The sequence below is a fragment of the Corallococcus sp. CA054B genome, from assembly GCF_003611625.1.
Classification (GTDB): domain Bacteria; phylum Myxococcota; class Myxococcia; order Myxococcales; family Myxococcaceae; genus Corallococcus; species Corallococcus coralloides.
Genome location: NZ_RAVY01000242.1, coordinates 1 through 13,307, shown reverse-complemented (window position 1 = coordinate 13,307; position 13,307 = coordinate 1). Strand labels below are relative to the sequence as shown.

The window sequence follows — 13,307 nt, the reverse complement described above, 5'->3', positions numbered from 1 at the left end:
ACTGACATTCCCCCACCCCGGGCCCCCCTTGCCCATTCCCGTCGATATGTCCGGCCTGGAGGTGCGTTTCCCTGGAAGCCCGGGGCAGGAACGGCCTCCGGGGGGCGAGCGCGGCTCGCAACGGGAAGACGGCATGGATGCAGCCGGACAGGGCTTGGGGATGACGACCCTCCAGTCGCTGCAGGACACAGGCAGGGCCGCGCGGCCGGCGGCCCCGGACGAGGAGTCCCTGTCCCGGCGCGCGCTTTCCGGGGAGCGGGCCGCGTGGGACGCGCTCATCGCGCGGCACCAGCGCCGGGTGGTGGTGTCGCTGCTCGCGCGGGGCATCCGGGTGGACCGGGCCCAGGAGCTGGCGCAGGAGACGTGGGCGCGCCTCATCCAGCAGCAGCAGCGGGGCCTGCTCCCGGAGCTGCGGCTGCCGGCGCTCGCGCTCGCCCAGGCGGCGTTCCTCGCGGCGGATGACGCCCGGCGCACGCGGCGCGAGTCGGTGGACGGCACGGTGGAGGACCTGCCGGAGCGGCAGCAGCCGGTGGACCCCGCGCAGTCCGTGGAGAAGCGCCTGGTGTCGGAGGAGCAGCTCGCCCGGGCCCGGGACGCGCTGGAGCAGGTGTCACCGGGCGCGCGCAACGTCTTCCTCCTGGCCTGTGACGGCCAGGGGCTTCCCCATGCCGAGGTCGCCTCCCGCGTCGGGCTGTCCGTCCAGCGCGTGCGACAAATTTTGTGCGAGGTCCGCAAGAAGCTGCGCACCGCGCTCGAAGAGGAACAACCATGAGCCTGCCCACGCCCCACCTCACCCGCGACCGCACGGAGCAGTACCTGCTGGGCGCGCTGCCGCCCGAAGCCTGCGCGGAGCTGGAGGCCCACACGCTCACGTGCGAGCCGTGCGCGCGGCTGCTCCAGGAGGAGGCCCTGCTGGAGGAGCAGCTGTACGAAGTCGCCGCCGCCACGCCCCGCGACCCCGTCGTGGTGCGCCCCGCGCGCTGGCGCCGTCCGGCCGCCGTCGCCGCGGCGCTGGTCGCGGTGGCGGCTTCCGTGTTCCTGATGCTGCGGCCCGGAGGGGAAGCGGTCTCCCCGGCCGTGACGCCCGTGGAGGCGCCGGTCGTCGCGGCGCAGGACCCGCAGGAGGAGGAGGAAGCGCCCCGGGACATCGTGGTCGCGTGCCCGGACCTGGCCACGCAGGAGCACTGCCTCAGGTCCGCGAGCGCGCGCGGGCTGCTCGTGTATCACCCCGGTGGACAGGGCGAGGTCCCCCGCTATGACGCGTCCAACGGGCTGAACGCGGTGGCGCTGAGCTCTCGGCCGGCCGCCCTGTGAGGACATCCTTGATGACGCTCCGAACCCGCATCCCCGGCCTGCTGCTCGCGCTCTGGACGCCCCTCGCGGCGGCCCAGACTCCACCCGTCGCGACGGCGCTCACGTCCACCGCGACGGCCGCGTCCGAGGCGACGGCGCGGAAGGAGAGCCCGACGCCCTCGGGCGCGAAGACCGCCGCGACCGCCATCCCCGATACCTCGGCGCCCAAGGCGAACCCGACGCCCCCAGCCGCGACGCCAGCGCCAGGGTCCGGCGCGGAGGTGGCATCCGTCATGACCGCCACCGCCGCGTCCACGCCGCAAGCGGGCGCGGCGGCTCCGGCCACCTCCGGCGGCATGCCCGCCGCGCCGGACGCCGCGCGCGCGAAGCTGCCGCTGGGCTGGTACGTCACGGAGAGCGCGCCCCAGCACTACGAGGCGGGCGTGGATGAATCCTCCCCGTGCGAGGGCACGCGCAGCGCCTTCCTGCGCTCGCGCACGCAGGCCACGGACAGCTTCGGCACCTTCATGCAGGCCTTCAGCGCGCAGGACTTCCGGGGCAAGCGCCTGCGCTTCTCCGCGGCCGTGCGCCACCAGGACGTGAAGGGCTGGGCGGGGCTGTGGATGCGCGTGGAGGGCGCGGATCCCAAGCATCCGCTCGCCTTCGACAACATGCAGTCGCGCGCGCTGGTGGGCACCCACGGCTGCAAGCGCTACGACGTGGTGCTGGACGTGCCCAAGGAGGCCACCACCATCATGGCGGGCCTCATCATGAGCGGCACCGGCCAGGCGTGGCTCGGCGGCGTGCGCTTCGAGACGGTGGACGCGTCCGTGAAGGTCACGGACCTGCTCACCACCCCGCCTCCCCTGCCCTCCGGTCCCCAGGGCCTGGAGGAGCTTCCCCTCTCCTCCCCGGTCTGGAGCGGTGGCGAGCGGCTGGGCCGCGTGGGCTACTACTGGTTCGACGCGCTCACAGTGCAGACGGAGAACCCGCTCAAGAAGGGCAAGGGCCAGCAGTGGCAGGGCACCGTGGGCGACGAGCTCTTCGAGCACGGCATCGAGGTGAACGGCACCTACCGCAACTACCCGCTGCGGGTGAGGGTGCACGCGGGCGGCCCCACCACCCGCATCCAGGGCACCTGGGGCACCGGCCCCGTGGACATCCGCTTGAGCCCGGACGTCCTCTACATGCGCTGGGGCGTCTTCGAGCGGAAGCTGCTGCGCGACCGGGAGGCCGCCGCGGAGCAGGGCTGCAACGTCTACCGGCAGATGGAGGGCGTGCACGAGATGGACCGCATCGACGTGTGCGGCGTCGCGCTCGCCACCCGGCCGCCGCTCACGCAGCTGGTGGTGTCCTTCCTCGCCAACAGCTTCCGGAGGGACCCGTCGCCCTTCACGCCGCCGGTGCCAGCCCCCCCGGTGCGCTCCTGGCAACCGGACAACGCCGCCGGAAGCAACCGCCCCGCCACCAAGGCCCGCTGAAGGCAGGGCGGGCGCGTGAAGGAAGGGCCCTTGCCCCTCCTTCACCGCATGACGCCTAGAACGCGAAGTCGCGCTCCAGCGTCTCCTGTCCGGCCTGCACCGTGAGGTGGGCCGCGTGCGCGCCGGTGGACAGCGCCGTGGACAGGTCGAAGGACAGCCCCTCCGGCCCCTGCGTCGGCTTGAGCGACGGGCGCCCGGGCGACAGGAACACGGCGGCCGTCACGGCGCGCGTGCCCAGGGGCTGCACCAGGAGCCGCACCCGCTGACGCTCGCGAACCAGCACCACGCGGAAGTCGCGCCGCTCCTCCAGCACCTCGCGGTGCTCCGGCAGGCGGGCCGCGCTGGGGCGCCGGGCCACATCCGCGCGGGAGTCACGCGCCGCGCGCGAGACCTGCGCGCCTTCCTCTTCCAGCTCCAGCGCCTCGTCGATGGCGGCGTCGCCCTCTTCCAGCGCCAGCACGGCCTGGGCGCACTCGCCGCAGCCGGCCGTGTGGGCCTCCACGCGCTCGCGCTCCTCGCGGCTCATCTCCCCTGAGTCCAGCCGCCACAGCTCGTCATCCGTGAGGTGGCGACGCGGGGGCGTGTCCACCACCGCCGTGTCCGCGCGGTCCGCGCGGCAGCTGGCACAGTCCTTCAGGTGCTCCGGGGTCTTCATGGGGCGGCCCGTCCAGGACGCCACCAGGTCATCGCAGCCGGCCCTCGCGGAGAACCACCAGGCGCCGGGGCGCTCCACGGGGTCCAGCAGGTCGCGCTCGGCGCGGCGCTCGGCGTTGAGCGGGATGAACCAGCGCGCCCGGGAACGCAGCGCGGAGTCCAGGTGGCCCAGCGCCCCGAGAAAGCGCTCGCGAGCAGAGGCCGCGTCCCCGTCCAGCGGACCCTTCAACATCTCCCAGGTGACGAGCGCGCGGGCGGCGGAGGCGGCCCGGTCCCGGGCGGCCAGTCCCTCCAGCGCGGACGCACGCCACAGCTCCGCTTCCTCACCCTCCTCGCCCAGCGCCACCTCCATCGACTCCTCGGCGGCCCGCAGGAGCAACGGCTGGAGCGCCTGCGGTTTCTGCCGGGCAAGCCAGGCTTCCACTTCGGGGCGGTCCAGGCCCTTCAAGGCCTCTTCCACCCCGTCGGTGCCGAGCCGGTCCGAGCGGCGCAGCACATCCCCCACCACCTCCAACAGCTCACCCACCGCGAGGGGGCCCGCGCCCAGGCGCGCGTACCGGGCCTGGTAACGGGACAGCGCGTCGCCCTTCATCGCGACATCCCGGGCGAGGCGGAGGACAGCTGGCCGCCGCGAGACGTCACGACGGCTCCTCCGGCAGTCCGTCCCGCTGCAACTCCAGCAGGTACAGCCGCAGGTACGCCTGGGCGCGGCTGACGCGCTTGTACGAGTTCACCACGCTGATGTTCAAACGACGTGCGCATTCCTCGTGATCCTCCACGTCCTCGTGGTGATAGAGCTCCCATGCGGAAGCCTCCTTTGGATGCTCCTGCTGGAGCCTGGCGTAGGCGGCCCAATACATTTCCTGCGCCTCGGCGCGCTCCTCGCGACGCCGTGCGCCCTCCACCGCCCGGGCCACCTCGGACGGGGTCTCTTCCATGACGTCGTCGGGCGACGCCGGCGCGGGCGCAAGCTCCTCCCGGTGCCGCCGGTAGAAGTCGATGGCGACGTGCTTGACGATGCGCAGGAAGAACGTCTTGGGAGACGCGCTCCTGCCCGGCATCTGCTCGGACACGCCCCGGAACTGATCCAGGCCCCGGTCGAGGAACTTCCCCACCGCGTCCTGGAAGAGCTCGTCGGCGTCCGCCGGCGAACCGCGTCCGTAGCTGCCCTGGATCCGGCCAATGACGTAACGGGCCGGGCGCGCCCACCGCGCGCACAAGGCCCCCAACGGAGTCCCGACGGCCTCGCCTGTGGCTCGGCGCCGCGTCACCTCCGCGAACAATTCCTCATCCGTGAGCTGCTCGTACACCGGGAGACCCTGGAGGCTGTCCCGGGAGGTCCTCGTCCCGAGAGGTTGGGTTACGGGGATGTGGCGCGGCAAATTAACACGTTGCATCCGCGAACAGCCTCCGACTGGTTACCAGAACCCCCGACTCCGGCCCCCCGCGTTTCCTGACACGCTTTTTCCAGGGGCCTGCGGATGACGCGGCGGGTCGCTTCCATAAAGGCCCGATCCAGCCCCCAAGGTCCCGGAAAAAGGCCCGGAAATGGCGCCGTCAGGATTCCGGCCGACCTGGAGTCCAGGGGCGCATCGCTTTCGAGCGCCCGGCCGAAGAGGCCCTACACGCCGTGGTTCGACTCCACCCCTCCGCTCGCAAGGCGGGGGGCCCGCCGGCGGTCCGGCACTGAACTCTGGATTCAGCCTTCCGGCTTCTTCACTCGGGCGCTCACTTTTTCCCTCCCAACTCCAGGCGGCCCTTCCGGGCATGCCTTTGTCCCGAAAGGGGGACGACCGCCATGACTGCTCGCACCCAGACGACCCTTCCGGAGACGCAGCGCGGGCCGGCCGAGCGACTGCTCGACGTCGTGCTCGGTGGCTCCGCCCACCTGTGGCACCACCGCCCCGGCCTGGACGTGAACGGCACCTGGGTGGCCGTCGCCAGCGAGGAAGGGAAGGCTGTCACGCGCGGTCGCAAGGTGGCGCCGGGCCTGTTCGTGCCCGCCGCGGTGAAGCTGTACGGCCAGCTGCTGGAGCTCTACCGCCTCAACCCGACGCTGATGGCGCACTTCGCGTCGTACGCGCTGACGCAGACGGACTGGCGCGACCTGAAGGTGGCCACCTGCGCGCTGATGCTGGTGCAGGAGCACGCGGGCCAGCCCGTGCGCGACGGCCAGGGCACCATCGCCTTCCACGACGACGACTACCGCTCCATCGGCGAGGCCATGGTGCTGCACTACGTGCGCCGCTCCACGCGGATGCTCACGCCCAAGGCCGTGCTGCGCGTGGCGGAGCTTTTGGAGACGCCGGAGATCGCGCGCCTCAACCGCGCCGCGGGCTTTGGAGACCCGGCGTCGCGCAAGCCGCCCCTGGGCCGCTGGAAGCGCGTGGCCCAGAAGTGGCTGGCCGCGCGTGAGGCCAACCTGCCCATGCTCCAGGGCCTGGTGAAGGCGGGCTACAAGGAGACGCTGAAGAAGCTGGCGCGCAAGGCGGGCTACAAGCCCCAGTCGCAGGGCTTCTTCGAGGTGCTCGGCTGGAAGCAGAAGCAGGCGGACGGCGGCCACCGGCAGGTGGGGCTGCAGGGGCTCACGCTGGTGAAGCGCGAGCGCTTCGACGGCCTCTCCGAGGCGGAGATCTGCGAGTGGATTGAGCTGGAGCGGCTCTCCTACAAGGAGGTCGTGGGCCGGCTGCCGAAGGACGTGGGCCTCACGCCCGCCATCCTGGCCACGCTGCTGCCGTCGTTGTCGGACCGCGACCTGCGGCTGATGACGCCCACGCTGGAGGACCTGGGCCTGTTGCAGGAGCCGTCCGTGAAGGCGCGCTGGGAGCGGGCGGTGGCGAACGCCACGGATCAGCGCTCGCTGAACATCGCGAAGAACGTCCGGAGCGAGCACGTGCGCCGCAAGCTGGAGGAGGCGAGCGACAACGCGGTGAAGAAGGCGGTGGCGGAGGCGACGGCGGAGACGGACGTGCGGGTGATGTTCCTCATCGACAAGTCGGGGTCCATGGAGGGCGCCATCGAGCAGTCCAAGGAGGCGCTGTCGCGCATCCTCGCGGGCTTCCCGATGGACAAGCTGCACGTGGCGGCGTTCGACACCATGGGCACGGTGCTGCAGCCCAAGGCGGCCAACCGCACGGCGGTGCAGCACATGCTGTCCGGGCTGAAGGCGTCCGGCGGCACGGTGCACGCGGCCGGTGTCCACGCGCTGCACCGCTCCGGGGTGCGCATCCCGGCGGAGGCGAAGCTGGTGGTGATGGTGGTGGGTGACGAGGCGGGCGAGGCAGGCGACCAGTTCGCCAAGGCCTTCCACGCGTGTGGCTACAGCGTGGCGGCCATGGCACTGCTGGTGAGCGTGTCGGGGATGGGGGCGCGCGGCAACACGGTGCGCTCGGGGGCGAAGCAGCTGGGCGTGCCCTTCAGTGAGGTGAGCGTGGGGCAGTTCGCGGACCCCTACCAGGTGCCGCGCGTGCTCCAGGCGCTGATGGACGCTCCGCGCACGGTGGGGGCCAGCCAGTCTGGGTGGGTGGACCGGGTGATGAGCACGCCGCTCTTGAAGGTGGCGTGAAGAAGGAGGCAGGGGCGTGGACTACCGGAAGCTGCTCGGGAAGGTGGAGTCGGCGGTGCTGCCGTATTTCGGCGGCGGGACCGTGGACACGCCTTCACGCCGCCTGCGCGTCACCCAGCCCGTCGCCCCGGGCTGGTGGCGTTTCGAGGTGAAGGGCCGCGAGGCCACCGCGCGAGAGATGGCGTCTCCCGAAGGGATGGAGGCGCTGCCGCGCGTGCGGGGCCATGTCTGGGGGACGCGGCTGGTGCGCGAGGGCGCGGTGGCGGAGCCACTGGCGTTGATGCCGGAGGAGGAGCCGCCGCGCCTGTCGCCGCTGACGGCGCGACGCTGGCATGACGGCACGCTGCTCTTCGAGGGCGTGGCGTTCGAGGGCGAGGCGGAGGAGACGGCCCGCCGAGCACTGGAGGAGGACCGTGCGCTGGGGGACGCGCGAGGCGTGAGTGCCTCGCTGCGCGCGGCGTTTGGCTTCGCGGTGCTGGAGTCTGTGTCGCGAGGCACGGGCATCCCGTTCGCGCCCGTGGAGGCCCGTGCGCGGGTGCTCGACGTGGCGCGCGAGGGACGCGCGGAGGCGGAGCGTTGCCTGCGCCGGTTGGCGGAGGAGCGTGCGCGCTTCATCCGGATGCAGGCCGAGCAGCAGGCACGTCTCGAAGCGGCGGCCCGTGCGCGGATGCAAGAGACAGGCACGCCGGAGGTCTGGCGGGACGCGGAGGGACGCGAGCTCGGGCGGGCGTTGTCAGGGCGTGAGCGCGAACGCTGGGAGCCCCTTCACGGCGAGGGAGCCCGTACGCGGATGCGCCAGGAGCCCGGCACGGGTCGGGCCGCGAACGGCCGCGGGGTGACGCCGCCGGCTTACGAGCGTGAGACGTGGGAAGCACGCTGGGATGCCTCCGCGCGCGCTTCAGGCCAGACGCCAGGCGCGCGGGATGGACGAAATCCCACGCGCCCGGAGCGCTGGCGCGCGGAGCCGGAGGTCGGCGCGCGGGTGGAGCGCGCGCTGGACAAGGCCGGCGCGCGGCTGCTGGACCACCGCCGGCTGGGGGATGGCCTGCTCGAGGTCGTCTACACGTTCATGGGCGAGCGCTTCGTCACGGTGGTGGAGGCCGCGACGCTGCGCGTGCGCGACGCGGGCGTGTGCCTGGCGGGCGCGGACAACCGCGTCACGCTGGAGAGCCTGCCGTCGGTGCTCAAGGAAGCCATCGGCACGGACGCGCTGGTCATCACCCGGCACCTCTGAAACCCGCGTGTCCGACCGGGCCCGTCCGCCACGTCGGTACGGGCCATTCGGGAGGACGAACTTCAATGTCGACGACGCGCGAGGTGTGCCTGCTCATCGGGCCGGAGGATCAGGTGTTGTGGGGTGATTCCTTCGACGACCCCATGGCGCTGCCGGACTCCCGCCCCCGGTGGGAAGCCATCTGGAGCCTGAGGGACACGCTGGTGGAGATCACCCACAGCCACCCGGAGGGCCCGCTGGCCTTCTCGCAGGAGGACGAAACGACCATGGCCGCGCTCCAGGCCGCGCTGGGCCGGCCGCTGCGCTTCTCCGTGGTGGCCCCCGACGGCATGGTGGTCCGCATCGGCGGCGAGGACGTGCTGGTGCGCGACGAGCCCGCGTGGGCCGCGCCGCTGCGCATCGCCTCGGGGCTCCTGTACGGGCGGCCCCGTCCCGGCCCCACCATCCTCCAGGAAGACGGCCTGCTCCTGGAGCGAGCCCACCGCAAACCGTGAGCCTCTTCTTCAGCCCGGCAGCAGGATGATGCGGGCAATCTCCGGCGGCGCGGCGACGCGCATGGGCGGACCCACGAAGCCGCACCCGCGGCTGACGTAGAGCTGAGAGCCGCCCTGCTGGCTCAGGCCCGCGTTCTGCTCGCCCCAGATGAGCTGGCCCAGCACATTGCCCGGGAACATCTGTCCGCCGTGCGTGTGCCCTGAGACCTGGAGCCCCACGCCACGCTGGGCCACCACCTCGAAGTTGGAGGGCTGGTGCGCCAGCAGAACCGACGCGCGGTCCGGCCGGAAGCCCCTCAGCGCCGCGTCCAGGTCATACCCGGCCTCACCGAAGCGGCTCGCGCTCCAGTCATCCACGCCGATGAGGTCGAAGGACGCGCCCGCGTCCCCAATGGAAACGGCACGGTTGCGCAGCACGGTGATGCCCAGCCCCCGGACGAACTCCGTCCAAGCCTCCACGCCGGAGTAGTAGTCGTGGTTGCCGGTGACGAAGTACGCCCCGTGCCGGGCCTTGAGCGCGCCGAAGCCACCCACGAAGCGCCCCAGCTCCGGCACCGTGCCGTCCACCAGGTCGCCCGTCACCGCGATGAGGTCCGGCTTGAGCGCATTGGTGCGCGCCACCAGCTCGTCCACGAAGCGGCGCTGTAACACCCCGCCAATGTGGATGTCGGTGAGCTGCACCAGCGTGAAGCCCTCCAGCGCCTTGGGCAGTCCGGGCAGCCGCACCGGGATGTCACGCACGTCCGGAGGGTGGAACGCGCGCCAGGTGCCAAAGGTGCTCACCGCCGCGCCCGCCACGGTGGCCCCCGTCGCGAGCCCCCGGGCGAGGAAGGCCCGGCGCTCGGGCGACGGCGGCTCCGGACGTTTGCGCGCCTTGGCGAAGACGCCCCGAGCCACGTCCAGCCCCAGGGTGAACATGAGCAGGTAGAGCACCAGCCCCATCCACACCAGCAGGGCGATGCTCGTCCACCACGCCACTTCGGAGGAGAACATCGCCCCGACCATCCGGGCGCCCAGCGACCCCACCAGCCCCCCGGCGAAGAGCACCATGCCCGCGCGGCGCAGGGCCTTGCTCGCCGTCACGTCGCGCACCAGGCGCCGGTACAGATAGACGTGCGCCAGCGCGAGCAGCGTGGTGACCGGCACGAGGAACAGCGCCATCCGGAGCCATTGGGGCATGAGGGGCCGTGCCTACCCGCGCAGGAGCTTGTCCACGAGCGCCACGTACTGCTGCTTCGCGGCGTCCTTCGCCAGCCCCTTGCGGCCGGCCCACGCGTCGTACTTCGCGCGCCCCTTGATATCGAGCATGCCGGGGCGCTTGCCCTGCACGTCCCCTTCCGTGCCCTGCTTGTAGAGAGAGTACAGCTCCAACAGCGTGTCGTTCGAGGGAGCCTTGGACAGCGTCTTCACCCGGCTCTGGGCGGCGCTGAAGTCATCATCGAGGGCCATGCGCGGTCTCCGGCAAGCGTGTGCCGGAGACCTTAACAGCCGGCCTCACATCGTCGGCAGCCAAAGGTGGCGGATGTCCGCGGGCAGCTGGGCGCTCACGTCCTCCGCCTCACCTTCGCTGATTTGATGACGGACGGCGTCCATCACCGCGCGCACCACGGGCTCCACGGCGTCTGGATTCAAGGCCAGGTCCTCGCCCACCAGCTTCAGCAGCTCGTCTCGGCCGAACTTCGACGGGCGGGGTTCGGCGTCGTGGCGCTCGCAGCGGTGCAGCAGCTCCGTGAGCTTGCGCGGCAGCTGCGCTTCCAGGTCGTGGGACTCCTCCGCCTGGATGCGCTGCTCCAGGCCGCAGAGCACGGAGACGGCCGCCTGCTGGGCGACGCTCGGGGACATGCCGCCCCGGTCACAGAGGTGGTCGATGAAGCGGGCATACGTCTGACTGGCCCGCATCGCACTGCGCCGCGCACGCCGCTCCTCGATGGACAGCTCGCGCCGCTCCTCCGCATGCTCCTCGTCCTGGGGTGCGCCGGAGCGGCGCTGCGGATCACGGTCTTCAGCCATGGGGGTCCTCCCTGTCGATCCCGGTGGGTAACAGGGTGACCATGCCGGCCCCGGAGGGCACGTCATCGCGGACTGCTGCACTGTCCGCCGGCTGCCTGACTGCTAGGCGGCCACACGCCGGACGTAGGTGTCCCAGAGGGCGCCGAAGAAGAAGCCGCCGAAGCGGGCCAGGGCCTCCGCCCGCTGCACGCCGTCCCGGGCGTTGAGCACGCGCAGGGTGGTGAGCTGGCGCGCGAACTCCTCCGCCGTCAGCCGCAGGAAGCCCCGGCCCATGCACGGCGCCTCCGGGCCGTCCCCCCGGTGCAGGGACACGAACAGCGTCGTGGTGTCCTTCCACAGGTCCAGGCCCGGGTCGTCGTAGAGGTCCTTGTAGCCCTCCAGGTAGTACGCCTCGCCGGACTCGCTGAGCAGGTGCAGCAGGTACTCCATCCGCTGGCCGCCCGGCCGCGCGTGCTCGCGGGTCATCAGGCGCAGCTCGCCGCGCGTCACCACCAGCGGGCGGGACGACAGCACCGGCGCCGTCACCGTGCCCGTCAACGTCAAGGGGTGACGCTCGTCGCGCAGCGTCGCGTCCAGGTCCTCGGCCGTCACGGTGAGCACGAAGCGCAGGGGCGTGGCGTCGTCACGCTCCGGGTCGCCGGCCTCCAGGTGCGGGGCCTTCACGTCACCGGACAGGAAGCCGTGCATCGTCTCCGTGAAGCGCACGCCCACGGGCCCGGGGGCCTGGGGCGCCGAGGCCTCCGGCAGCGGCGCGTAGTCGATGGTCCACCCGTGGCGACGGGCCATCAGGGCGCAGGCGCGCTCGGCCACCGCGGAGATGGTGAGCAGCGGGTTGATGCCCAGCGAGCGAGGCACCACGGAGCCATCGGACACGTACAGCCCTTCATGCACCGCGTGGCCGGAGGCACCGGAGAAGACGCGCCCCTCGTGGTCCACCACGCCGTCCTCCGCCCGTTCGGCCATGACACAGCCGCCCAGCGGGTGCGTGCACAGGAGCTCCTTGCCGAAGGCCTCGGACCAGAGCGGGTAGCGCACGAAGGTGCCGCCCAGCGCGGCGGTGGCCCGGCGCAGGCGCTCCTCGATGCGGGTGAGCTGCGGGTCGCGGCCGGCGTCCGGCCAGTGCAGGCGCACGCGGTCGTGCTCCAGCCGCAGCTCGCCCTTGCCCTCGTCATGCGACATCACCATCAGCGTCTGCGTGTGCTCCACCGCGCCGTGGTCCGGCCCGCGCACGAAGCTGTCCGCCTGGCGCAACCGCTCCTGGACCCAGTCCAGGATGCCCTCGTCGGTGTCCTCGCCCACCAGCGCCGCGGCCCCCGCCAGCGCCGCGGGCATCAGCGACGCGAGCGCGCCGGGGATGGCGCCCTCCTCGATGATCATCCCCTCGTCCAGGCGCGCGGTGTCGCGCTGGTCGATGACGCCCGCGATGCAGGGGCCCACCGGGTCGCGCGTCTCGTGGTCCTGCTCGCCGTGGCCCACGCCGTGGACGGGCATGTCCAGGTTGTAGCCGAAGGCCAGCACGTCGCCATTGCTGCTGAAGCGGTGGCCCAGCTTCGAGGACACCGGAAGGCCAAGCTCGCGCGAGCGCAGGAGAATCTCCGCCGTGCCCATGGTGCCGGCCGCCAGGACGACGCGGTCCGCGGTGAGCCAGGCGTCGGGCGCGTCGAAGCGCTCGCGGCCGGTGTTGAGGGGGCGGTAGTAGACGCGCCACTTCGCGCCGTCCGGCACCACCGCGCGCACCGACACCTCGGTGAAGATGCGGGCCCCGTGCGCGTGCGCGTCCGGCAGGTAGTTCATCAGCACGGTGTTCTTCGCGCCGGTGTTGCAGCCCGTGGCGCAGTCACCGCACAGCGAGCACCCCGGCTGCCGCACGCCCGCGGCGTTGACGCCCGCCTCGAACGTCACCGCCACCGGGGGCCGCGTCAGCCGCCCGCCCAGCTTCTCCGCGGAGATGCCGAACGTCTTGAGCTTCTGCAGCGGCGGGTGGTCCTCCGGGTACGGCAGGGGCCGCAGCATCAGCTCCGCTTGCGTGAAGCCGTCCTCCAAGAGGCCGTGCACGTCGGCGCGCAGGGCCTGGGGCCAGCGGGGGTCCTCGAACACGCGAGGGTCGGGCCGCATCGTCACGCCGGCGTTGATGAGCGACGTCCCGCCCAGGCCGCAGCCGTCGATGACGGACACGTCACCGTTGCGGTGGACCTCGATGAGGCCGGTGGGGCTGCCCACGTCCAGGTCGCCCTGGCCCGGAGCGCAGTGGAGCTGGAACTCGGCCACCGCCTGCGCGGGCGTGCGAGGCATCTCCCCCGGGTGCATCTCCCGGCCACGCTCCAGCACGCACACCTGCTGCCCCGCGCGCGACAGCCGGCTGGCGGTGATGCCTCCGCCATAGCCCGACCCCACGACGACCACGGGGTAATGGGATGCCAGCTCGCTCAACGGGGATGACAGCCTGCGCATGCTCACCTCGGGCGGCCTGACCGCCGCCATTTTTCAGATGCTGCTTTTATTCCCCACCGGTGACATCCGGGACGGGGGCCGCATGCTGCGCGGTCCAACGGCGAGGATCCACTCCCCATCCGTCC

At 72.2% G+C, this 13,307-nt stretch carries 12 protein-coding genes; 6 read left to right on the top strand and 6 right to left on the bottom strand.

The window, feature by feature from the left end; genetic code table 11:
- Positions 1 to 133 precede the first annotated feature (133 nt).
- Genes D7V80_RS36360 through D7V80_RS36350 form a run of 3 tightly spaced genes read left to right on the top strand, consistent with a single transcriptional unit; the run spans position 134 to position 2,774 of the window.
- On the top strand, positions 134 to 772 hold the full coding sequence (locus D7V80_RS36360; protein WP_120592456.1) for an RNA polymerase sigma factor: 639 nt from the start codon (positions 134 to 136) through the stop codon (positions 770 to 772).
- Positions 769 to 1,314 (top strand): zf-HC2 domain-containing protein, encoded by a 546-nt coding sequence (locus D7V80_RS36355; RefSeq protein WP_233585983.1) that lies wholly within the window; start codon positions 769 to 771, stop codon positions 1,312 to 1,314. The genes D7V80_RS36360 and D7V80_RS36355 overlap by 4 nt, the downstream gene beginning before the upstream one ends.
- 11 nt (positions 1,315 to 1,325) lie before the next feature.
- Entirely contained in the window at positions 1,326 to 2,774 is a 1,449-nt protein-coding gene (locus D7V80_RS36350; RefSeq protein ID WP_120592455.1) for an AraC family transcriptional regulator, read from the top strand.
- Between the two features lie 55 nt (positions 2,775 to 2,829).
- On the opposite strand, the gene D7V80_RS36345 is transcribed toward D7V80_RS36350, so the two are convergent.
- Positions 2,830 to 4,020 (bottom strand): zf-HC2 domain-containing protein, encoded by a 1,191-nt coding sequence (locus D7V80_RS36345; RefSeq protein ID WP_120592454.1) that lies wholly within the window; start codon positions 4,018 to 4,020, stop codon positions 2,830 to 2,832.
- Positions 4,021 to 4,066: 46 nt separating this feature from the next.
- A complete protein-coding gene (locus D7V80_RS36340) occupies positions 4,067 to 4,738 on the bottom strand; it encodes an RNA polymerase sigma factor (protein ID WP_043321118.1) in 672 nt (223 codons plus the stop codon).
- Positions 4,739 to 5,226: 488 nt separating this feature from the next.
- Between D7V80_RS36340 and D7V80_RS36335 the strand changes: the two genes are divergently transcribed.
- The 3 genes from D7V80_RS36335 (at position 5,227) to D7V80_RS36325 (ending at position 8,721) form a co-directional block, all read left to right on the top strand.
- Complete coding sequence (locus D7V80_RS36335; RefSeq protein ID WP_120592453.1) at positions 5,227 to 6,993, top strand: VWA domain-containing protein; 1,767 nt, start codon at positions 5,227 to 5,229, stop codon at positions 6,991 to 6,993.
- A 16-nt stretch (positions 6,994 to 7,009) separates the two neighbouring features.
- Positions 7,010 to 8,227, top strand: coding sequence for a hypothetical protein (locus D7V80_RS43195; protein WP_233585982.1), 1,218 nt, complete (start codon positions 7,010 to 7,012; stop codon positions 8,225 to 8,227).
- A 65-nt stretch (positions 8,228 to 8,292) separates the two neighbouring features.
- On the top strand, positions 8,293 to 8,721 hold the full coding sequence (locus D7V80_RS36325) for a Mov34/MPN/PAD-1 family protein (RefSeq protein WP_014394351.1): 429 nt from the start codon (positions 8,293 to 8,295) through the stop codon (positions 8,719 to 8,721).
- Positions 8,722 to 8,730: 9 nt separating this feature from the next.
- Here D7V80_RS36325 and D7V80_RS36320 read toward each other — a convergent pair whose 3' ends face one another.
- The 4 genes from D7V80_RS36320 to D7V80_RS36305 all read right to left on the bottom strand — a co-directional run bounded on the left by D7V80_RS36320 (position 8,731) and on the right by D7V80_RS36305 (position 13,182).
- A complete protein-coding gene (locus D7V80_RS36320; RefSeq protein ID WP_120592452.1) occupies positions 8,731 to 9,900 on the bottom strand; it encodes a metallophosphoesterase in 1,170 nt (389 codons plus the stop codon).
- Between the two features lie 12 nt (positions 9,901 to 9,912).
- On the bottom strand, positions 9,913 to 10,170 hold the full coding sequence (locus D7V80_RS36315; RefSeq protein ID WP_014394349.1) for an acyl-CoA-binding protein: 258 nt from the start codon (positions 10,168 to 10,170) through the stop codon (positions 9,913 to 9,915).
- A 45-nt stretch (positions 10,171 to 10,215) separates the two neighbouring features.
- Complete coding sequence (locus D7V80_RS36310) at positions 10,216 to 10,731, bottom strand: DUF2267 domain-containing protein (RefSeq protein WP_120592451.1); 516 nt, start codon at positions 10,729 to 10,731, stop codon at positions 10,216 to 10,218.
- Between the two features lie 102 nt (positions 10,732 to 10,833).
- Entirely contained in the window at positions 10,834 to 13,182 is a 2,349-nt protein-coding gene (locus tag D7V80_RS36305; protein ID WP_120592450.1) for a GMC family oxidoreductase N-terminal domain-containing protein, read from the bottom strand.
- Positions 13,183 to 13,307 lie beyond the last annotated feature (125 nt).